At 72.3% G+C, this 20,160-nt stretch carries 23 protein-coding genes and 3 pseudogenes; 13 read left to right on the forward strand and 13 right to left on the reverse strand.

Translation table 11 applies throughout. From position 1 onward, the window contains the following. Positions 1-13: 13 nt before the first annotated feature. Positions 14-574, forward strand: coding sequence for a 3-hydroxybutyrate oligomer hydrolase family protein (locus ACFYOB_RS02060; RefSeq protein WP_388553187.1), 561 nt, complete (start codon positions 14-16; stop codon positions 572-574). A gap of 68 nt (positions 575-642) precedes the next feature. Here ACFYOB_RS02060 and ACFYOB_RS02065 read toward each other — a convergent pair whose 3' ends face one another. Further along, entirely contained in the window at positions 643-1,038 is a 396-nt protein-coding gene (locus tag ACFYOB_RS02065) for a PRC-barrel domain-containing protein (protein WP_388553190.1), read from the reverse strand. Between the two features lie 118 nt (positions 1,039-1,156). On the opposite strand from ACFYOB_RS02065, the gene ACFYOB_RS02070 reads away from it, so the two are divergent. Then, positions 1,157-1,396, forward strand: a complete 240-nt coding sequence (locus ACFYOB_RS02070) for an antitoxin MazE7 (protein ID WP_388553192.1) — start codon at positions 1,157-1,159, stop codon at positions 1,394-1,396. Between the two features lie 210 nt (positions 1,397-1,606). Further along, entirely contained in the window at positions 1,607-2,185 is a 579-nt protein-coding gene (locus ACFYOB_RS02075; protein ID WP_388553195.1) for a hypothetical protein, read from the forward strand. Between the two features lie 20 nt (positions 2,186-2,205). Here the strand turns inward: ACFYOB_RS02075 and ACFYOB_RS02080 are convergent. Continuing rightward, positions 2,206-2,671 (reverse strand): annotated as a pseudogene (locus ACFYOB_RS02080) (hypothetical protein); the annotation flags it as partial. After that, positions 2,670-3,100, reverse strand: a pseudogene (locus ACFYOB_RS02085) (acetyl-CoA carboxylase biotin carboxylase subunit family protein); the annotation flags it as partial. The pseudogenes ACFYOB_RS02080 and ACFYOB_RS02085, both read right to left, overlap by 2 nt. Before the next feature lie 96 nt (positions 3,101-3,196). Here ACFYOB_RS02085 and ACFYOB_RS02090 point away from each other — a divergent pair. Continuing rightward, a complete protein-coding gene (locus ACFYOB_RS02090) occupies positions 3,197-4,027 on the forward strand; it encodes a class I SAM-dependent methyltransferase (protein ID WP_388553197.1) in 831 nt (276 codons plus the stop codon). A 17-nt stretch (positions 4,028-4,044) separates the two neighbouring features. Here the strand turns inward: ACFYOB_RS02090 and ACFYOB_RS02095 are convergent, their stop codons facing one another. Continuing rightward, positions 4,045-5,004 carry a LysR family transcriptional regulator gene (locus ACFYOB_RS02095; RefSeq protein WP_388553200.1) on the reverse strand — a complete coding sequence of 320 codons (960 nt, stop codon included), beginning with the start codon at positions 5,002-5,004 and terminating at the stop codon, positions 4,045-4,047. Positions 5,005-5,168: 164 nt separating this feature from the next. Here ACFYOB_RS02095 and ACFYOB_RS02100 point away from each other — a divergent pair, with 164 nt between their 5' ends. Beyond that, positions 5,169-8,660, forward strand: a complete 3,492-nt coding sequence (locus tag ACFYOB_RS02100) for a M28 family peptidase (RefSeq protein WP_388554004.1) — start codon at positions 5,169-5,171, stop codon at positions 8,658-8,660. A gap of 119 nt (positions 8,661-8,779) precedes the next feature. On the opposite strand, the gene ACFYOB_RS02105 is transcribed toward ACFYOB_RS02100, so the two are convergent. Then, positions 8,780-9,073, reverse strand: coding sequence for a hypothetical protein (locus ACFYOB_RS02105; RefSeq protein ID WP_388553203.1), 294 nt, complete (start codon positions 9,071-9,073; stop codon positions 8,780-8,782). A gap of 125 nt (positions 9,074-9,198) precedes the next feature. On the opposite strand from ACFYOB_RS02105, the gene ACFYOB_RS02110 reads away from it, so the two are divergent. Both ACFYOB_RS02110 and ACFYOB_RS02115 read left to right on the forward strand, forming a co-directional pair. After that, positions 9,199-9,345 (forward strand): hypothetical protein, encoded by a 147-nt coding sequence (locus ACFYOB_RS02110; protein ID WP_388553205.1) that lies wholly within the window; start codon positions 9,199-9,201, stop codon positions 9,343-9,345. Further along, a complete protein-coding gene (locus tag ACFYOB_RS02115) occupies positions 9,326-9,550 on the forward strand; it encodes a hypothetical protein (RefSeq protein WP_388553208.1) in 225 nt (74 codons plus the stop codon). Before ACFYOB_RS02110 ends, ACFYOB_RS02115 begins: the two co-directional genes overlap by 20 nt. A gap of 2 nt (positions 9,551-9,552) precedes the next feature. Here ACFYOB_RS02115 and cynR read toward each other — a convergent pair whose 3' ends face one another. Then, on the reverse strand, positions 9,553-10,464 hold the full coding sequence (gene cynR / locus ACFYOB_RS02120; RefSeq protein WP_388553210.1) for a transcriptional regulator CynR: 912 nt from the start codon (positions 10,462-10,464) through the stop codon (positions 9,553-9,555). Between the two features lie 124 nt (positions 10,465-10,588). Here cynR and ACFYOB_RS02125 point away from each other — a divergent pair, with 124 nt between their 5' ends. After that, positions 10,589-11,194 carry a carbonic anhydrase gene (locus tag ACFYOB_RS02125; protein ID WP_388553213.1) on the forward strand — a complete coding sequence of 202 codons (606 nt, stop codon included), beginning with the start codon at positions 10,589-10,591 and terminating at the stop codon, positions 11,192-11,194. Between the two features lie 83 nt (positions 11,195-11,277). Further along, positions 11,278-11,748 carry a cyanase gene (gene cynS, locus ACFYOB_RS02130; RefSeq protein WP_388553215.1) on the forward strand — a complete coding sequence of 157 codons (471 nt, stop codon included), beginning with the start codon at positions 11,278-11,280 and terminating at the stop codon, positions 11,746-11,748. Between the two features lie 208 nt (positions 11,749-11,956). Here cynS and ACFYOB_RS02135 read toward each other — a convergent pair whose 3' ends face one another. Both ACFYOB_RS02135 and ACFYOB_RS02140 read right to left on the reverse strand, forming a co-directional pair. Beyond that, positions 11,957-12,367, reverse strand: coding sequence for a rodlin (locus tag ACFYOB_RS02135; RefSeq protein ID WP_388554006.1), 411 nt, complete (start codon positions 12,365-12,367; stop codon positions 11,957-11,959). Between the two features lie 114 nt (positions 12,368-12,481). Further along, entirely contained in the window at positions 12,482-13,222 is a 741-nt protein-coding gene (locus ACFYOB_RS02140; protein WP_388553218.1) for a class I SAM-dependent methyltransferase, read from the reverse strand. Between the two features lie 88 nt (positions 13,223-13,310). Here ACFYOB_RS02140 and ACFYOB_RS02145 point away from each other — a divergent pair, with 88 nt between their 5' ends. Continuing rightward, positions 13,311-14,804 (forward strand): AMP-binding protein, encoded by a 1,494-nt coding sequence (locus ACFYOB_RS02145; protein WP_388553221.1) that lies wholly within the window; start codon positions 13,311-13,313, stop codon positions 14,802-14,804. Here ACFYOB_RS02145 and ACFYOB_RS02150 read toward each other — a convergent pair. From ACFYOB_RS02150 to ACFYOB_RS02165, 4 genes are all read right to left on the reverse strand, one after another. Then, positions 14,801-15,952: a serine hydrolase domain-containing protein gene (locus tag ACFYOB_RS02150; protein WP_388553224.1), complete on the reverse strand. Its 1,152-nt coding sequence runs from the start codon at positions 15,950-15,952 to the stop codon at positions 14,801-14,803. The two genes, ACFYOB_RS02145 and ACFYOB_RS02150, sit on opposite strands and share 4 nt — an antisense overlap. A gap of 45 nt (positions 15,953-15,997) precedes the next feature. After that, positions 15,998-16,177: a hypothetical protein gene (locus tag ACFYOB_RS02155; protein WP_388553227.1), complete on the reverse strand. Its 180-nt coding sequence runs from the start codon at positions 16,175-16,177 to the stop codon at positions 15,998-16,000. 88 nt (positions 16,178-16,265) lie between these two features. Further along, positions 16,266-16,682, reverse strand: a complete 417-nt coding sequence (locus ACFYOB_RS02160) for a YciI family protein (RefSeq protein ID WP_388553229.1) — start codon at positions 16,680-16,682, stop codon at positions 16,266-16,268. A gap of 130 nt (positions 16,683-16,812) precedes the next feature. Continuing rightward, positions 16,813-17,013 carry a hypothetical protein gene (locus ACFYOB_RS02165; protein ID WP_388553231.1) on the reverse strand — a complete coding sequence of 67 codons (201 nt, stop codon included), beginning with the start codon at positions 17,011-17,013 and terminating at the stop codon, positions 16,813-16,815. A gap of 158 nt (positions 17,014-17,171) precedes the next feature. Between ACFYOB_RS02165 and ACFYOB_RS02170 the strand changes: the two genes are divergently transcribed. Then, the gene (locus ACFYOB_RS02170) at positions 17,172-17,603 is read left to right on the forward strand and encodes a GNAT family N-acetyltransferase (RefSeq protein ID WP_388553233.1); all 432 of its coding nucleotides are present in this window, start codon (positions 17,172-17,174) and stop codon (positions 17,601-17,603) included. A 118-nt stretch (positions 17,604-17,721) separates the two neighbouring features. Next, positions 17,722-18,456, forward strand: a complete 735-nt coding sequence (locus tag ACFYOB_RS02175) for a hypothetical protein (RefSeq protein WP_388553236.1) — start codon at positions 17,722-17,724, stop codon at positions 18,454-18,456. On the opposite strand, the gene ACFYOB_RS02180 is transcribed toward ACFYOB_RS02175, so the two are convergent. Further along, entirely contained in the window at positions 18,453-19,139 is a 687-nt protein-coding gene (locus tag ACFYOB_RS02180) for a lysophospholipid acyltransferase family protein (protein ID WP_388553239.1), read from the reverse strand. The two genes, ACFYOB_RS02175 and ACFYOB_RS02180, sit on opposite strands and share 4 nt — an antisense overlap. A 317-nt stretch (positions 19,140-19,456) precedes the next feature. Here ACFYOB_RS02180 and ACFYOB_RS02185 point away from each other — a divergent pair. Then, positions 19,457-20,160: pseudogene (locus ACFYOB_RS02185) on the forward strand (Toxic cation resistance protein); the annotation flags it as partial.

The following is a 20,160-nucleotide window of genomic DNA, read 5'->3' on the forward strand; positions in this document are numbered from 1 at the left end:
CCTGTTCGAGGAGATGGTGGCCGCCGGATATCCGGCCGCGTCCGAACCGATGTGGGAGTTCCACTACAAGAACCAGTGGGACTCGCTGCAGCGCATCATGCGCGAGGAGATCGATCCGGGTTACGACGGCGACCGGGAGGCCGGCACCCCCTTCTGTCCGGCGGGCGCCGGGCAGGGCTGCGACACCGACTACGTCTACGCGGACCGGCCCGCGCGCGTCCACAAGGCGGTGGAGCGGCTGTCTCTGACCGGCCGCATCGGCAAACCGCTGATCACCCTCCAGGGGACGCTCGACACCCTGCTGCCGATCTCCAGGAGCGGTGACGTCTACGCGAGGATGGTCGAGGACTCCGGGCGGGGCGACCTGCACCGCTACTACCGGATCACCGACGGCACCCACTCCGACGGCCTGTACAAGGCGTTCCCGTCCCTGGTCCGGCCGATGTCGCCGTGCCTGAAGACGGGCTTCGACGCGCTGGCCGCGTGGATGGCGCGGGGCGCCGCCCCGCCACCGGGCCGCACGGTTCCCAGGGCCCCGGCCGGGACCGACACCGTCAACACGTGCTCACTGTGACGCGTCGGTCCGGCCGCTGATCCCCGTCCCGGCCGTGCCCCGCCAAGGCGGTGCGGCCGGGGCCTGCCTCAGGCGCGGTGGGAACCGCCGAACGGACCGCCGAGCGGCCCGCCGTACGGGCCTCCGATGCCGTAGTGCGTCGTCAGCTCCTCCCGGTAGCCGGCGTCACCGAGGTGCTTCTCGCGGTGGAACTCCGGAGCTGCCTTGATCTGTTCCTTGGTGGCGTCCACGTGGACGGTCTCGTTCTCCAGGTCGACGTCGGTCACGGCGCCGGCCGGGATGAGGACTTCCTTCCCGAAGATCCACACACCGGTGTCCACCACCAGGTAGGCGTCGCCGACCTCGTCGTTGTGCTTGTCCACCTTGCCGATGCCGCCGTCCGTGGCCTCGACCTTCCAGCCGCTGAGGTCGGTGCCCGCAAGATGGCGCGCGGTCGGCCGGTAGCTCCACACGTGCTCAGTCACGCGAAAACAACTCCTCCGGTCGATCGGGCAGCGGGTCCTTCCCGCCGCACATCGCGCCTGCCCCGTAACCGGAGCCGTAACCACCCCGCCGCCGCTGCGGACCGCGCATACTCGGACCATGGCTGACACCACCACAGTCGAGGTCGACACCGATGTCCACGACCGGCTCGCCGCACTCGCCGCGGCCCGTGGGCTGAGCCTGCCCGCGTACCTGGCCGAACTGGCCGCCGCCCAGGAGAACGAGGCCGCTCTCGCCCGCGCCGCCCGCGCCTTCGAGAAGGCGGTCGCGCGGCCCGGGTTCCGCGAGGGGTTCGAGCACGACTTCGGCCCCGGACCTTCCGGCCCCCGGGTGGCGTGAGGCGCTCCCGTCAAGCCCAGGGACGCCGACGGCGCGAGGTGCAGCCGGTGCGTCGCGAGACGTGCACGCAGCGTGTGGCCCAGAGGGGCGGAAACACGCCACGTCACTCCACGTTGACGAAATTTAACGCTTAGGGCAGCCTTACCTTCGCTCGCGCCGTCAAAGGCGCGGGCCCACCCTCGCCTGCACCTCCCCCGCCATCGGAGCACCATGTCCACCGCAGATGCCGCCTCGATCCGACGAAGATCCGGGCAGCCGTCCGATCTCCTCCAGGTTCCGCAGTGGTGTGCACCCGCCCTGGCCTCGCTCGCCGTGTGCGCCGGATGGGGAGCCAGCACCTGGGTGGCCATCCACCTCCGGGCCGACGCCGTGCTCCACACCGTGGCCCTTTTCGTCCACCTCGCCTCCCTCGTCATCGGCTTCGGCGCGGTCCTCGTGATCGACTACTACGGGGCCCTCTGGCTCAGCGGCCGCAAGTCGCTGCGTGACGTGGTCGAGTGCACCACCCCCCTGCACGTGCCGGTCTGGGCCGGGCTCGCCGGGCTCATCGCCAGCGGGGCCTTCCTCCACCCGGACCTCTCCTCGCCCCTCACCTGCGTAAAACTCGGCCTCGTCCTGCTCCTGGCCCTGAACGGCGTGCAGGCGGGCGTCCTGCACCGCCGGCTGGCCGCCCTCGGCGGCCGGCCCGCCACCCGCGCGCTCCTGCTCCGGGGCGCCCTGACCGCGACCGTCTCGCAGGTCGCCTGGTGGGCCGCCGTCGCCATCGGGTTCCTCAACAGCCGCCGCTGACCGTCATCGGCGTGGCGCCTCCCGTTGCCCAGGGTCATGCCGGAGTCGAGGACGGCGGCGCAGCGCTCCAGCTCGGCGTGAGGTGCCGGTCAGGACGGGCTCGCCCCATTCGGTGGCGCCGCCCTTGAGGTCGCACGGGGCGTACGGACTCCGCGCTCGCGCAGCTGTTCCAGCAGGGAGTTGACGACGCCGACCACCAGGACCCGCTCGACGCCGGCCTGAGGGAGCAGGTCGGCCACGGCGCGGGCGCGCCCGGGAGCGGTGCAGCGAGCTCTCGGCCGAGATCGCGTACGGGCGGGCGCCGTTGCCGGGGTGTGCGGGCGTACGTGCATGAGGTAGGTCCAGCGCGGCGATCCGTACGGGCAACAGCGGATGCCCGAGCAGGTCGGCGACGGTGGCGCCCACGCAGACGTCGAGCGCGGCGGCGGGCAGGGCGCCCGGTTCCACGGCACAGGAGCCGACGGCCGCGGCGAGGCGCAGGCTGAGCCACGGTCTCGACGCTGACCTCGGGCCGGTGAGCAGCTCTTCGAGGAGCAGGACGGGAGCGCGGTGCTGTCCCCGTGCGTTGACGGGGAATTCGGCGAGCGCCCGGCAGGCCCGGTCCAGCTCGCGTTCGTCGCGTACCTCGCGGACCAGCATTGCGGCGCACAGGTCGGCCGGTTTGACGACGAGCGGGTAGCCGGTCCGGCGGGCGGCGGTGACGGCCTCGGCGGTGTCGGCGCATACGGCGAAGCGCGGGCCGGCCACTCCGGCCCGGGCCAGTACCCGGCGGGTCAGGTCCTTGCGGCAGGCGTTCGCGACGGCTTCGGCTGCGGGGCCGGGCAGGCCCAGCCGCTCGGCGGTGCGGGCCGCGGCGGGCGGGTAGCAGTCGCAGGACGGGACCACGCCGTCGAAGGCGAGCAGCGTATGGAGCCGCCGGGCCAGGCCCCGCCGCCGGTCGACAGGCTGGGTCGGCGAAAGCTCCTTATGCTCGGAGAAAGGGGCTGCTCAGACCCCTGAAGGGCGGCTGTCATGACCGAGCCGAGCGATGCGGTCCAGGCCGACCGCGCCCTGAAGGCCAAGCACCGCACGATGTGGGCGATGGGCGACTACCCGTCGGTCGTCTCCCACGTCATCCCGGAGTTGGGCGCCCTGCTGGTCCGCGAGTGCGGTGTACGGGCGGGCGACAGCGTCCTCGACGTCGCGGCGGGCTCCGGCAACGCGGCCATTCCGGCCGCCCTGGCCGGGGCCGACGTGGTGGCGTCCGACCTCACCCCCGAACTGCTGGAGATCGGACGGCACCTGGCCGCCGTACGGGGCGTGCGGCTGGAGTGGCGGGAGGCGGACGCGGAGGCACTGCCTTTCGCGGACGGCGAGTTCGATGTCGTGATGTCGTGCGTCGGCGTCATGTTCGCCCCGCACCACCAGGCGGCCGCGGACGAAATGCTGCGCGTCTGCCGCTCCGGCGGCACGGTCGGGCTGGTCAACTGGACTCCGCAGGGATTCGTGGGCCGGATGTTCGCCACGATGAAGCCGTACGCGCCCCCGCCGCCGCCCGGGGCACAGCCGCCACCGCTATGGGGGGACGAGGAACACGTCCACGAGCTCCTCGGCGATCGCGTCACCGACGTCGACTCCCGCCGGGAGACCGTCCACGTGGACCGGTTCGCGCAGCCCGCCGACTTCCGCGAGTTCTTCAAGGCCTGCTACGGGCCGACCGTCGCCGTCTACCGCAGCCTCGGCGACGACCCCGAGCGTGTCGCCGCCCTGGACGCCGATCTCGACGCCCTCGCCGGCGAGCACCTGCGGGACGGCGCCATGGAGTGGGAGTACCTGCTGCTCACCGCCCATCGGCGAGGCTGATCACAACGCCCGTACGGTCACTCCACCGCCGGATGCACCTCCGGATGGGCGTCCCACCACTCCTTGTGGAACGCGTTGTTGCCGACATTGGCCACATACGCGCGGGCCGCAGCGCGGTAGAGCAGCTCCGCCTGGCCGGCCGAGACCGCGGAGCGGCCCCAGGCCAGCCGGATCCGGCCGGTGACCGGGGCCCCGACGAGCGGGCGCATCACCGTGCCCTCCGCCGCCGGGGCCGTGGGCTGGCTGAGGGAGATCGCGCGGCCCGCGGCGATCAGGTCGTAGTGCATCTTGCGGTCGGTGATCCGATAGCGCAGTGACGGGCTGAACCCTGCCTTCGCACAGGCGGCGACCAGGGCTTCGGGGCCGCCGTCGTCGTCCTCCACCAGCGTCATCCACGACTCGCCGGCAAGGTCGGCGAGCTCGATGCGGTCCGCGCCCGCGAGGCGGTGGTTCGCCGACAGCCGGATGCAGAACGGCTCCTTCGCGATGAGCGTCCTCGCCAGGGCCCCCTCGGGGAGCGGCACCCGGTGGTCGTTGACCTCGCCGTACACGATGGCGTCGTAGCGTCCGGCGCCGAGCATCCGGGTCAGCGCGGTCACCGAGTCCTCCAGGTCGACCGTGATCTCCTGGCCGGACAGGAACAGGTCGGTCTGCGCCAGCAGACCGTCGATCAGCACGAGCAGGATGCAGCCCAGCCTCAGCGGGGTCCCGGTGTCGACGGCCCGCGCCTCCGCGCCCAGCGCGTCCATCTCGCTGAGCACCCGGCGCGCCTTGGCCAACACGAACTGGCCCAGCGCCGTGGGCTCCACCCCGCTGCGGCCCCTCACGAAAAGCTCGCCGCCCGTGACCCGCTCGATGCGGCGCAGCTGGGCCGAGAGCGCAGGCTGGGACACCCCGAGGCGCCGCGCCGCTCCCCCCAGACTGCCCGCCTCGGCGATCCGGCAGACAGCTTGCAGATGCCTCAACTCCAGCTGCATCCGGGCAGCGTACGCAGCGCGCCGCCAACGCACCATAACGCGGACCTTATGTCCGCCGGGATGTCCCAATCCCGTCATGTACACGCTCATACTCGGCCGCGAACGTGCACGCACTCCCCCACCCACCCCCACGATCGGAGTGGACGTTGCAGCCCACCAGATGGATGGCGGCCGTGGCAGCGATGGCGCTGACCGCAAGCCTCGCCGGAACCCTGGCCGGGACGGCATCGGCAGCGCAGCACGCGCAGCCCGCACCGTCCCAGCAGGACACACCGGCCGCACGCGCGGTCGCCGCCGCGGACCAGGCCGTCGACAGCGGTCTCGACTCCCTGGTCAACTCCTCGCAGGAGCGGTACGAACGACGCCTGGTCACCCCCTGGGTGAAGGACCTCTATTCCGTCGCGTACGAGCGCAGCTACCGCGGCCTTCCGGTCGTCGGCGGCGACGCGGTCGTGCTCGCGGACGGCGCGGGCAAGGTACGCGCCCTCCAGTCGGCCTCCTCCGTACGCATCGACGTGGCGACCCGGCCTTCGGTCACCGCGAAGGACGCCGAGGCCACGTCGCGGGCGAAACTGGCCTCGGTCGACAAGGTCGAGAGCAGTCGGCTCGTCGTCCGGCTGAAGGACGACAAGCCGTTGCTGGCCTGGGAGACCGTCCTGACCGGGCGGACGCGGACGGCGCCCAGCAAACTGCACGTGTTCGTGGACGCCCGCAGCGGCGCCTTCGTCGACAGCTATGACGACGTGGTCGCCGGCTCCGGCAGCAGCAAGTGGAACGGGCCGAACCCGCTCACCGTCGACACCACCAACTCGGGTTCCACGTACACGCTGCGCGACCCGAACCGGACCGGCCTGAGCTGTGCGGACTACAGCACCGGCACGGTCTTCACGAAGTCGTCCGACTCCTGGGGCACCGGCAACCCGACCAGCAAAGAGACCGGCTGCGTGGACCTCATGTTCGCCGCGCAGAAGCAGTGGGACATGCTCGGCCAGTGGCTGGGCCGCAACGGCGTCAGCGGCAACGGGCGCAGCTTCCCGGGCAAGGTCGGGCTCGGTGATCTCAACGCCTACTGGGACGGCAGTTCGGTCACCATCGGGCACAACCAGGCCAACGAGTGGATCGCCGGCGTGGACGTGGTGGCCCACGAGTACGGGCACGCCATCGACTCCAACACCCCCGGCGGCACCAGCGGTCAGGAGGCCGGGCTCGGCGAGGGCACCGGTGACATCTTCGGCGCACTGACCGAGGCGTTCGCGGGCGAGCCTTCTCCGTACGACACTCCGGACTACACCGTCGGCGAGATGATCAACCTCGTGGGCAGCGGTCCGATCCGCAACATGTACAACCCGTCGGCCATCGACAACGACCCGAACTGCTACAGCTCGGCGATACCCGGCACCGAGGTGCACGCGGCGGCGGGCCCGCTGAACCACTGGTTCTACCTGCTCGCCGAGGGCAGCAACCCGGGCGGCGGCAAGCCGAACAGCCCCACCTGCAACCAGTCCACGGTGACCGGCGTGGGCGTCCAGAACGCCGGAAAGATCTTCTACGGCGGAATGCTGCTCAAGACGAGCAGCATGTCGTACAAGAAGTACCGGACGGCGACGCTCAGTTCGGCCAAGTCGCTCGACACCACCTGTGATCTCTTCAACAAGACCAAGGCCGCCTGGGACGCGATCAGCGTGCCCGCCCAGTCCGCCGATCCGACGTGCACCCCGAGCGGTCAGAACAACGACTTCTCGATGGCGCTGAACCCGGCGTCCGGCACCGTCCAGCAGGGCGGCACGGTCACCACCACCGTCGGCACCACCGTGACGACCGGGACCGCGCAGTCGGTGACCCTGACCGCCTCCGGCCTGCCGGCCGGGGTGAGCGCCTCCTTCAACCCGGCCACCGTGCAGTCCGGCCAGTCCTCGGTGCTGACCCTGACCGCCACCGCCAACGCGGCGCCCGGCGCGTCCACCGTCGTCGTCAAGGGACAGGGGAGCACCCTCTCCCACACCGTCGACTACTCGCTCAACGTCGGCGGGACGCAGCCTCCCAACGACCCGCCGGACATCAGCGTCGCCAACGTGCAGGCGCACCTGACCCAGTTCAACACCATCGCGACCCAGAACGGCGGCAACCGCCGGGCGGGCAGCGCCGGTTACACCCAGTCGCTGGCGTACGTGAAGGGCAAGCTGCAGGCCGCCGGTTACACGGTGACCGAGCAGAACTGCACCTCCTGCACCTACCCGTCGAACAACCTGATCGCCGACTGGCCGGGCGGCCCCGCCGACCAGACGGTCATGTTCGGCGCCCACCTCGACAGCGTGTCGGCCGGTCCCGGCATCAACGACAACGGCTCGGGCTCCGCGACGCTGCTGGAGAACGCGCTCGTTCTCGCCCAGAAGAACCCCACCATGACGAAGCACGTCCGCTTCGCCTGGTGGACCGATGAGGAACAGGGCCTCAACGGCTCCGAGTTCTACGTGGGCCAGCTGAGCAGCGCCCAGCGCGCGACCATCAAGGGCTACTACAACTTCGACATGGTCGGCTCGCCCAACGGCGGCTACTTCATCAACAACGTCAACTCCACCACCGCCGCCCCGCTCAAGGCGTACTGGACCTCGCTGAACCTGGCGCCCGAGGAGAACACCGAGGGCCAGGGCCGCAGCGACGACTACTCCTTCCAGCAGGCCGGCATCCCCACCTCCGGCTACGCGGCGGGGGCCAGCGCCCGCAAGACCTCGGCACAGGCGGCCAAGTGGGGCGGCACCGCGAACGCCGCCTACGACTCCTGCTACCACAGCGCCTGCGACACCGCGAACAACATCAACGCCACGGTCCTGGACCGCAGCGCCGACGGCGTCGCGTACACCGTCTGGAAGCAGGCCGTCGGCGGGGAGACGCCCGCGCAGGACTTCTCCCTCGGCACCAGCCCGTCCGCGGGCACCGCGGCTCCCGGCGGCTCCACCTCCGCCACGGTGAACACCCAGACCGTGAGCGGCGCCGCGCAGACGGTGGCCCTGTCCGTGTCCGGCGCGCCGGCCGGGGTGAGCGCCACCCTCAGCCCGACGTCCGTACAGTCCGGCAGCTCCTCGACGCTGTCCGTCCAGGTCGGCGCGAGCACCGTACCCGGCACCTACACCCTGACGGTCACCGGCTCCGGTACCGTCAGCCACACCACCACGTACACGCTGACCGTCAGCGGAGGCGGCACGTGCACCCCGCGCCAGCTCGTGGTCAACGGCGGCTTCGAGAACGGCGCCAGCCCGTGGACGGCGACCGGGGGCGTGATCACCAACCAGTCCGGGCAGGTCCCGCACGGCGGCGGCTACATGGCGTGGCTGAACGGGTACGGGTCCACCCACACGGACAGCGCCTCGCAGTCCCTGACGATCCCGTCGGGCTGCTCCTCGTACCAGCTCGCGTTCTTCCTCCACATCGACACGGACGAGGACGAGAGCGTCGTCTACGACCGGTTCACCGTCTCGGTGGGCGGCCAGACCCTGGCGACCCTCTCCAACCTGGACGCGAACTCCGGCTACGTGCAGAAGTCGTACGACCTCTCGCCGTTCGCCGGCAAGACCGTCACCCTGAAGTTCAACGGCGTGGAGGACCAGTCACTGCAGACCTCCTTCGTCGTGGACGACGTCACCGTCCAGGTGAGCTGACGCCCGCCTGACAGCCTGAAGTCCGGCCCGGTCCCGCACTGCGGGGACCGGGCCGGACGCACGCCGTACGGCTGCGACCGGCCGGCGCCGCGATCTCGGCGGCGGACGGGCGGTGCGGTCTAGTGCTTCCGGCGTGTTCCCTTCCGGGGTTCGGGGGCGATGAGGGCCGTCATGCCGGGGTCCAGCTCGAAACCGTCGACGAGCAGGGCCTCGACCGTACGCGACACCGGGTCGATGTCGGCCTCCATCCCCTCCCCGGTGTAGCGGGGGTAGCCGGAAGCTCCCGTGGCGCCGGTCGCCTCGACCACGGCCGATCTCAGGGGATGGTCCACCTGGGGCGCGGGCGCACCGGCCCGGTTCTTGACGTGCTCGGGCACCAACAGGATCTCGAAGCGCTGCGGCTCGGTGGTCATGGCCCGACGCTAGACACCCTCACTCCGGGCATGCAAGAACCCGTACGCTCTGCGAGGACTACGGCGGGCAAAAGTCACGAGGTCGGCTCTGTGGACCGGCCGGCATCGGAGGGAAAGAGGACACCATGAGCAGCGCTTCCCCGGACAAGATCCTTCTCGTGGCGAAGGACCGTACGCTCCGGACGCTGCTGGAGCGCCTCCTCGCGGGCGGGGGCTTCGCGGTGGTCGACGGCGGGACCGGGGGCGGACGCCGTGGCCCTGCTGGACAGTGAGGGTCCGATCGCCCTGGTGGTGTGCGAGCGCACCGGGCCGGGGCTGGACGAGGTCGCGTTGTTCGAGGAGATCCGCCGGTCCCCCGGTCACGGGCGGGTGCCGATCCTCGCGCTGGAGGCCGGTGTGGACGACTGCCTCGCGAAGCCCTTCCACCCCAAGGAGTTCCTGACCCGCGTCGGACGCCTGGCCCGGCCGGCGGTCTGACACTAGGCCGGGCGGTATCCGCGCGCGCCGATCAGACGCCGCAGCAGTCCGGTGAAGGCGCGCGCCGCCGCGCTCTCGTAGGCGCTCTCCCGGCGCAGCAGGACGACCGTCCGCGGCGGGATGGCCGGGTCCAGCGGGACCGGGCGCAGGTGCGGGTGGTCGTCGGTGACGGCGTCCGGCAGGACGGTGGCCAGGGAGGTGCGCCGGACGATCTCGGTGAGGGCCTGGACGGAGTTCGCCTCCACGGCGACATGCGGTTGCACCCCGTGGGAGGAAAGGTAGGCGTCGACGTGTCCGCGGGTGGCGAAGTCCCCGCTGAGCAGGGCCAGTCGGCGCTCCGCGAGAGCCCGTACGGGGAGCGCTTCACCGGCGGGCGGGTGGTCCACGGCTCCGTCGTCGGCGACGACCAGGCCGAGGGTCTCGGTGAACAGCGGGGCCGCGGCGATGCCGGGCAGGTGCGGCCGGTCGAAGGCGAGGCCGAGGTCGTGGTCGTCGGCGAGCAGCCCGGCCTCGATGCGGTCCTGGGGCATCTCGCGGACCTCGACGGTGATGCCGGGGTGGGCGGCGTGGAGTCCGGCGGTGAGCGGGCCGACGAGGTACGCGGTGAAGGTGGGGGTCAGCGCGAGGCGCAGGTGGCCGCGGGAGAGGTCGGCCAGGTCCGTCACGGCCCGTTCGGCCGCCGCCAGGTCCCGTAGGGCGCCGCGCGCGTAGTGGGCGTACGTGGCGCCCGCGTCGGTGAGCCGCACGGCGCGGCCGGTGCGGTCCAACAGCTGTGCACCCACGGTGCGTTCGAGTTGCCGGACCTGCTGGGACAAGGTGGGCTGGGAGATCCGCAGCTCTTCGGCGGCGCGGGTGAAGCTGCCGTGTTCGGCGACGGCGATCAGATAGCGCAGGTGACGCAGTTCCAGAGCCATGACAGCAACTATAGATGAAACCAATAGCAGGCATGAATATTGCGTCTTGGACACAATAGATGCAGCTCATGCATGGTGGAACACGTCAAGCCCCGCGGGGCGCATCCCACCAGAGGGAGTGACCATGCCCGATCTTTCGGACGGCCTCTCGGACGGCGTCGCACGCTTCCAGCAAGAGGTTTTTCCGGCGAAGGCACGGCTCTTCGCCGAGCTGGCAGAGGCCCACCGGCCGGCGACCCTGTTCATCGGTTGCTCGGACGCCCGCGTGGTGCCGGAGCTGATCACCCAGAGCGAGCCGGGCGAACTGTTCGTCATCCGCACCGCCGGAAATCTGGTGCCCGCCTACGCGCCGGGGCCGGACGGGGTGACGGCCAGCATCGAGTACGCCGTCGCCGTCCTCGGCGTCACCGGGATCGTCGTGTGCGGGCACTCCGCCTGCGGGGCGATGACCGCGCTCGCGGAGGGCACGGATCTGAGCGCCGCTTCGTCGGTCGCCCGCTGGCTGCGGCACGCGGACGCCTCGGTGGCCCGCACGGCGGGCGTCGGTCCCGGCCGGGTCGCCGCTCTGGTGCGCGAGAACGTACGTGCCCAGCTGGCGAACCTGGCCACACATCCGTCGGTCGCCCGCGCCACGGCCGAGGGGCGGCTCACCCTGCGGGGCTGGGTCTACGACATCCCCACCGGCGGTGTCGCGGAGGTATCGGCGCCCACGGCCGCCGTCGCGCTCTGACCCGCCCCGCCCCGGTTCCCGACCCCCGCTCTCCGTTCCGCTTCCCCGCTCCCCGCTCCCCGCTCCCGAAAGGACATCTCCCCATGCCGCACGCCCAGTTCGACCCCACCGCCCGCCAGGCCCTCGCCGTCGCAGTCGTCGAGGCCAAGACCCGCAAGGACCTCTCCTGGCAGCAGCTCGCCGACTCCGCCGGCCTGTCGGTCGCCTTCGTGACCGCCGCGCTGCTGGGCCAGCACCCCCTGCCCGAGTCCGCGGCGAGGCCGGTCGCCGAGCTGCTGGGCCTGGACGAGGACGCGGTCGCGCTCCTGCAGACGATCCCGACCCGCGGCTCTGTCCCCGGCGGCGTCCCGACCGACCCGACGATCTACCGCTTCCACGAGATGCTCCAGGTCTACGGGACCACTCTGAAGGCCCTGGTCCACGAGCAGTTCGGGGACGGCATCATCAGCGCGATCAACTTCAGGCTGGACGTCCGGAAGGTCACCGACCCCGAGGGCGGCGAGCGTGCGGTCATCACCCTGGACGGCAAGTACCTCCCGACCAAGCCCTTCTGACGGACCGGAACATCGGCGGAACGCCAAAAAGCCTCCCGTCCGACAGGACAGGAGGCTCTCCGACGTGAGGACGGGTGCCCATCTCGACGACCTCTCGGCCGCCGCACGCCTGCGGAAGGGGCGGATCCGAGGATCCGGGTGGAACAAGCCGGGGCCCCGTGGGCACTCGCGCAGGCGTCTGAGGCCCCGGCTCGCAGAGGGGACTGCGTCAGCTGCCCTGCGAAAGGTTGCCCGAGAGGACCGGGATGTTGTCCAGGATGTGCGAGAGCGGCTCGTCGCCCTTGGCCTGGGTGGAGTTCTCGGTGCACTGCTGGTTCTGCGGGTTCGACAGGACGTTGATGTCCTGGACACCGATGTTGACGAGGGCAAGGATCGACTGGGCGTTGACCTTGGCCGGCAGACCGATGCAGGGCTTGTTCAGCGTGCCCTGGACCAGGCCGAGCTGCGGGCTCAGGTCACCGTGGGTCTTCTGGTTGCCGTAGATCTGCTGGGAACCGTTGCCGTTGACGGTGTTGACCCCGTTGTCGTTGCCGATGGCCATTGCCGGGGCGGCCACGGCGGCGCCCGCGCCGACGATGGAAGCGGTGGCGGCGGCGGTGGCCATAATCTTCTTGATCATCATGGGTCTTTCTGTGTGCACGAGTGCATGGTGGTGAGCGCTTTGATCAACGGCCGGACCCGCCACAGGTTCCGCCGGTTCACCCGAACAGCCCCTGACCCGGGTCCTTCGCGGTCACGCACCGTCGCGGACGGCCACGCTCAGATCGACCACGTAGTGCTCCTCGACCATGCCGTCCGGGAACCGGCCCATGAGCAGGGCCCGTTCGTCGGCGAGGAAGGCGTCCGTGCCGGGCTCGCCGACGAGGAACAGGGAGTGCGTGGACAGCTTCGCCAGATGCGTGTCGACCGGAACACGGCGCGACCACGGCAGAAGGCGGGTGGTGAAGCGCAGTCCACCCTGCGAGCGGGCCCGCTCGTTGATGTACCAGCCCGGGCCGAACCGCTTCTCGATGCGGTCCTGCTGCTCGGAGATCCATCCGACGGAGACGTCCGGATCGTTCGACCAGACCGCCAGTGCCCCGCCGGGGCGCAGTACGCGCAGTGCCTCGGGGACCGAGCGTTCGGGGTCGGTCCAGTGCCAGGACTGCGCATAGGTCAACAGGTCCACCGAGCTGGTGGCGAGGGGCAGTTGGTTGCCGTCGCCGCGTACGATCGGCGTCCGCGGATTACGGCGCCGGAACTCGGCGGCCATGCCCTCCCCCGGCTCCACCGCGATCACGCGGGCCCCGCCCGCCTCCAGCAGGGCGGTGGCGATGCCGGTGCCCGCCCCGACGTCGGCGACCCGCGCCCCGGCCGGCGGGAAACCGGCCAGCTCGGCCAGAGCGGTGAGGAGCGCGGGCGGGTACGAGGGGCGGTGGTCGGCGTAACGGGCGGCCGCGGCACTGAACGAACGAGCACGGGATTCGGTCGTCATACCGTCCATGATGCCGGGGGATCGGGGGTCCGGGCAGTGGGGGAGGCTTGTACGGTACGTCGGCGGGACACGGAGAGGCGGGTTGCGCATGGCGCGGGCACGGTACGTCACGGAACTGGCAGAGGCGCTGGAGCGGTACGCCGACCGGCCCGCCATCGGTGTGGGGCCCGCCGTCATGACGTACTCGGACGTACGGGAGGACACCTGGCGGCTTGCGGGCGCCCTCGTGGAGGCGGGGGTCGGACGCGGATCGGGGCTGGCCTGTGTGGCGGGCGGGAACCGGCCCGCGGTGCTGCTGGTACGGCTCGCCGCGCACCTCCTGGGGGCGCGGCTGACCCAGGTCCTGGCCGGACCGGCCCTGTACGGGCTGGAGTTCATCCTGCGGGACTGCCGGCCGGACCTGGTCCTGCACGACGTCCCGGTGCCCGACACGGGCGCGCCCCGGCTGGGCCTGGACGAGGTGCTGCGGCGGGCGGCGGGGCGTGAGGCGGCGGAAGTGGCCGTACGGGCACGGGAGGACGACGTGGCCCGGGTGACCTACACCGGCGGGACGACGGGGCTGCCCAAGGGGGTGGCCTCCACCTTCGGCGCCATGGCGGCGCGCAACACCGTTCGCGCGGCCGGGTGGGCGGAGCCGGTCTACCTGTCGGTCACCTCACTGGCCCAGAGGTCCGGCGGGCGCACCCTGGAACAGCTGCTGGCCGGCGGCAGGGTGGAGGTACTCGACCCGTTCTCGCCGCGGGAGTTCGCCGCGGCCTGCCGGCGCCTGGGGCGGGTGTCGACGTACCTGACGACGTCGATGGTGTACCGGCTGCTGGACGACCCCGGGACCGCCGCGGGTGTGCCGGGGCTGGAGGTGGTCTCGTACGGCGACTCGCCCGTCCTGCCCTCCCGGCTGCGCGAGGCGGTGACCCGCTGGGGCGGGCGGTGGCAGCAGGGCTACGGCATGAACGAGGCGGCGGTGATCTGCCGCCTCACGCCAGCGGACCACGAGGCGGCGGTGGCGGACCGGCCTGAGCTGCTGGCCTCCGTGGGGCGGCCCGTGGCGGGGGTGGAGGTCGAGGTGCGCGACCGGGACGGGACCGCGGTGGGCGCCGGGCGCACCGGGGAGGTGTGGATGCGGTCGGCGGCGATGATGGCCGGGTACTGGGGCCGGCCCGGTCTGACCGCGTCGGTCCTGCGCGACGGGTGGCTGCGGACGGGAGACCTCGGGCACCTCGGCGAGGACGGCTACCTGTACCTCGACGACCGGGTCAAGGACGTGGTGATGGTCGACGGGGACAACGTGTACTGCGTGCCCGTGGAGGCCGTGCTGGCCCGGCATCCGGCCGTGGCCGAGGCGGTGGTGGTCGGCCGGCACAGCGACCTGACCGGCGAGGAGGTCTGCGCCTTCCTGGTCGCGGCGCCCGGGTGCGCGCCCGGCGCCGAGGTGGCGGCCGAGGCCTGCGCCCTGGTCGGGCGGGAGCTGTCTCCGGCACACCGGCCGACCACGGTGTTCTGGGAGGACGCGATCCCGCTGACCGCGCGGGGGAAGCCGAACAAACGCCGCCTGCGGGACCGCGCGGCCGGTGAAGGGCGCTAACCCCTCGCGGCGTAGGTCCAGAACTCCTGCATCAGCGGGGGCGAGGCCGGGCCGCTCAGTTCGCGCTGGGTGAGGAGGATGGTGACCGCGCCGGTGGCGGGGACCACGTGGGCGGCGGTGCCGGTGCCGCCGATCCAGCCGTAGCGGCCGGGCACGTTCCACGGGTCGAGGGGAGCCACGTCGACCGAGCCGCCGAATCCCCAGCCCTGGCCCTCCAGGAAGAGGGCGCCGCCCTCGCGCTGCTCCGCCGTGAGGTGGTCGGTGGTCATCTGCCGTACGGACTCCGGCGAGAGCAGGCGCCCGCCCCCGTACGCGCCTTCCGCGAGCAGCATCCGGCCGAAGGCGAGCCAGTCGTCGACGGTGGAGACCAGCCCTCCCGCCCCGGAGGGGAAGGCGGGCAGGGTGCTCCATTGCCCGTCGGCGGGGTCGACGGGCTGCAGCGGGCCGCCGTCCGGCGCGGCGCGGTAGTAGCCGGTGAACCGGTGGAGCCGGTCGTGCGGTACCGCGAATGCCGTGTCACGCATGCCGAGCGGCTCGAAGACGCGCTCCGCCAGGAGGTCGGGGAGGGACTGTCCGGCCGCGCGGGCCATGAGCACTCCGAGGATGTCGGAGCAGGTGTTGTAGAGCCATGCCCGGCCCGGCTGGTGGAGGAGCGGGATCCGCGCGAGGGCCGCCATCCACTCGTCCGGCGGAGCGATCCGCTGGGGCTCCGGTGGTCCCTGCCCCAACTCGCTGAACAGCAGCCGGACGGCGGGCAGCGAGAAGTCCGCGGGGAAGCCGTAGCCGGCCCGGGAGGTGAGGAGGTCTTCGACGGTGATCGGGCGCTCGGCGGGGACCACGTCGTCGACGGATGAGGACGGCGTACGGACGACCATCGGCGCCGCGAGTTCCGGCAGCCAGCGGGTGACCGGCATGTCAAGGGCGAGCAGGCCGTCCTCGATCATCGTCATCGTGGCCGCGGCGGTCACCGGCTTGGTGAGCGAGGCGACCCGGAAGAGTGAGTCGCGTGCCATCGGGGCGCCGCCGGAGGTGTCGAGGGAGCCGACGGCCGCCACCTCGATGTCATCGCCCCGGGCCACCAGACCCACCGCGCCGGGCAGTCGGCCGTCACCGACGTGGGCCCCAAGGAGCCTGCGCAGACCGCTCATCGTCCACCTTCTCCTCGTACGTGCGGGGCGACGGAAGGGGCCCCGCTACGCCGCGGGGACGACCGACGCCCGTATCGCGGAGGCCCACTCCGCCAGCAGCATCGCGTGCCGCACGCGCTCGGCGTCGGACAGGCGGCCGTCGGCTCGGGCGAAGAGGCCGCGGATGTCGGCGTTGATCTCGGCGAGGGGACGCTCGGGGGCGAGGTTGTCAGGGGTCGGACTCACGTGATCAAGAGTAGGCGGGAGGTCTGACAACCGTGGCCGGCGTCCGGCATGCGGACGCCGCCTTCCGGATCGCGGATCGGGCGGGTCGTCACTTGTCGGTTTCCGGGGCGTCGCCCACGGGGTGGACGACGACCGGGTAGGTGGGCGCGCCCTCGGGGACCGGGCAGGCCTGGGCGCGGGCGGCGATCTCGGCGGCCCGGCCGAAATCGGGGACGTCGACGACCCAGTACCCGGCGATGACCGCGCTCTTCTCGCCGTACGGCACGTCGGAAACCACCGGGGCGCCGTCGGCGTCGGCGGTCACCAGACGGGCCTGGCGGGGTTCAGCCAGTCCCTGCGCGTCGACCAGCTCGCCCGCCGCGTCCAGTTCGTCGTTCAGCGCGCCCATGTGGTCGAACATCGCCTTGAGTTCCGCCGCGGACCAGGCCGGCCTGTCACCGCTCGCCTTGCCGCTCATGGCTTCGTAGTCGGCCTGCTTGCCCAGGACCATCAGCATGTACTTCATGAGGTGCCACTCCTGCCGCTGGTAACGGTCCCTCCCCTTGCTCTCCCGGTCCCCTCCCCTTGCGACATGCCGGGCGCGGCCGCGCGAGGCGGCCCCGCCCCACGTGGGACGGGGCCGCCTCGCCGCCTCGTCAGTTGTTGGAGCCGACCGTGTTGTCGTGGCCCGCGTTGAACACGTCGTCGCCGGCGATCTGGAACCAGTCGCCGAAGACGATCGTGTACGAGTTCTCGAACGGGGCGTAGACGTTCACGTCGGCGGCGGCCGCGGACGCGCCGCCGAGGACGATCGCGCCGGCGGCGAGGACGGAGAGCACGGTGCGCACGGAACGCATGGATCCACCTTTTCTAGGAGGCTGGGGACACCCAAGAACCTAAAGAAGGAGTCGGCGCGGTGTCCCGGCACCCGGCCGGGCACGGCCAAGTCCAAGCCGATTGGCGGACGCCCCGCCCACCCGACTGCGCACCCTCAGGAGCCGATTACGCTGACTCCATGAAGATCATCGACCTTGAGCCCGGCGACTCGCGACTGACCGAGGACCTGCTCCCCGTACTGCTCGAACTGCGCCCCCACCTCACCGAGGACCTCTTCCTCTCCATCCTCGCCGAGGGGCAGAGCCAGGGGCTGCGCTTCACCGCCGCCTACGACGCCGACGGCGCGTGCGTGGGCGCGGCCGGCTGGCGGATCGTCGCGAACACCTACCAGGTCCGCAAGCTCTACGTCGACGACCTGGTCACCACGTCGGCCGCCCGCTCCACCGGTGTGGGCCACGCGCTCCTCGGGCACTTGGAGGAACACGCCCGGGCAGCCGGCTGCACCTCGCTCACCCTGGACTCCGGAACCCAGCGGACCGACGCCCACCGGTTCTACTTCCGTGAGCGGATGGCAGTGACCGCGTTCAACTTCGAGAAGCCTCTGGGCTGACGCTTCGCGGCCGGCGCCGTGACCCAACCGTCGCCGCTTCGATGCCCGCCCGGGCTCGTCGGCGCGGTGCCCGCTTGTTAGGTTCCTGCCTCAGCCGACCTGTAGGGGAACCGATCTCATGCCCGCCTCCGCCGGACCCCGCCGGGTCCTGACCGCCGCGACCGCGGCCGCCTTGCTGCTGACGGGCCTGACCGGCCTGACGGGATGCGGGGAGAAGGACGGCGGGGGGCCTGGGGGCGCGTCCCCGTCGGCCTCCGCTTCCGGATCGGCGTCCCCGTCGGCCACGTCCGCCGAGTCCGCCGCCTCGCCGCCCGTGTCCGCCTCCGCGTCCCCGGCCGCGACTCCTGCCGCCGCTTCCTCCGGGCCGTCGGCCTCCGCCACGACCCCGGCCGCGCCGCCCGCCGCCTTGACCCGGCTGAAGGTCGCGGTCGACACCCGGGGCGGCGCACTCGCCCTCGTACGCGCAGGCGCGGCGCAGGAGTTCACCGTCACCCTGCGGAACGGGAACTCCGCCGAGTACCGGCACCTGCTGGTCGCCTTCCAGATGGAGATCCTCGTCGGCGAACCGGGCGACCGGCCGGGCAGCGGACCGGGCTTCCTGCTGGAGCGCTTCGACCAGGCCTCGGGTACCTGGCGCGCGGCGGCGCTGCGCCTCGCCAACGACCGCATGCCGGAGTCGATGTACACCGGCGGCGGTCCGCTCGCCCGCGAGGGCGTGCGCGTGGAGCGCTACCGGCTGCGCGCTACGGCCGGCGGGCCGACGGGCAGCAGCCCGCTGGTGGTGTCCGTCATCGACACGGACGCCGGCGGGGAGGCCGCGGCCCACGTGGTCCTGCCCCACACCACCCGCTAGGAGCCGTCACGCCGCGGCGGCTCCTGACCCGGCCCGGCGAGTTCACCGAGCGACAGGGCCGCGGTGCGCCAGGCGGCGGTGACGGCCTCGCGGGCCCGCTCCGTCGCCTCCGGGACCCGGTCGGGGAGGCGGAGCGGCGAGCCGATGTGCACGTGGAGGCAGGGCCTGCGCAGCGGGGCCGTGAGGGCTCCGGCGATCTGCTTGGCGCTGCTGCCGGAGCACAGGCGGCGGGCGCCGGCCTGGCCCACGGGTACGACGGGGGCGCCGGTCGCGGCGGCGAGCCGGGCCAGGCCGCTGCGGAAGGGGCCCGGGGCGGACTCCCCCGCGTCGCGGCGGCCAGGCAGCCGGCCCTCTCCGTAGAGCAGCACGCTGCGGCCCGAGGCGAGGGCGACGGCCGCGGCATCGAGGGAGTCGGCGGCCCGGTGGGTTCCGCGGTGGACGGCGATGTGCCCTTCGCGCCGCAGGGCGGACCCGAGCAACGGCACCCGCCACAGCCCGCTGGTGGCCAGGATGACCGGCTCGATCCCGTACCGGCGCAGCGCGGCGACCACCACGGCGGGGTCGGCGAGCGAGGTGTGGTTGGCGACGAGGATGCTGCCGGCGGCGGGCCGCGCTCCGGGGTCGGCGGTGACCGTCAGGGTCCCGCAGGCGGGTACGACGGCGGCGGCGATTCGGCTGAGCATGGACGTCCCCGTTCGGGTGGCGCGGTGGTGGTGTCGTCCATGGTCGGCCGGGGCCGCGCAGCGGTCATGAGTAGCCCTACTCACCGTCCCTGGGCAAAGCGACGTGCCCCGGATGCGCACTCCGCCCAGACAGCGAATATGACCGAACGGTCACAGGATCCACAGGGAGGAACGGGTGGGTCGCCGCGGGCATCTAGGTGATCGGCGAGGCTCCGTGGAGGGCCTCGCCCGACGTATCGGCAAGACCGGCGGGCCGCCCGTCACCGCGTGGGCGGTGGCGGGCGGCCGTCGGGTGTGAGCGGCAAGGCGGGGCTGGGATGAAGGCGGAAACGGTGGCGGGCGGTTCCTCGGAGAAGTCGGAGACCGAGGAGAAGACGGCCCGGGAGGCGGAACCCGACACGGTCGTCGAGGAACCGGCGGGGGCGGATGCCGCGGGGGCGGAGGCCGCGGGGGCCGAACCCGCGGCGGACGTCGAGGCCGAGCCGGAGCCGGAGGCCGACTCCGAGGCCAAGCCCGAGGCGAAGGCCGAGCCTGAGGCAGACACCGAACCCGAGGCGGAGGCAGAGGCAGAGGCCGAGGCGGACCCCGAGGCCGAGCCCGAGCCCCAACCCAAGGCGGACGCCGAGCCCGAGGCCGGGCCGGAGACGGACGCTGAGCCGGAGACGAAGGTCGAATCCAAAGCGAAGGCTGATCCTGAGGCAGCCACCGAAACCGAGGCAGAGGCCGAGGCGGACGCCGAGCCCGAGGCCGAGCCGGAGACGGAGGCCGACTCCGAGGCCAAGCCCGAGGCTAAGCCCGAGCCTGAGGCAGCCACCGAAACCGAGGCGGAGGCCGAACCCAAGGCAGAGACGGAGACGGAGGTCGTGTCCGAGGCCATGCCCGAGGCGGACGTCGAGCCCGCGGCCGAGCCGGAGGCGGAGGTCGAGTCCGAGGCCAAGCCCGAGGCGGACGCCGAGCCCGAGGCCGAGCCGGAGGCGGAGGTCGAGTCCCAGGCCAAGCCCGAGGCGAAGGCCGAGGCGTA

Origin of the sequence: Streptomyces sp. NPDC006463, from assembly GCF_042870715.1 — a bacterium.
GTDB lineage: Bacteria > Actinomycetota > Actinomycetes > Streptomycetales > Streptomycetaceae > Streptomyces.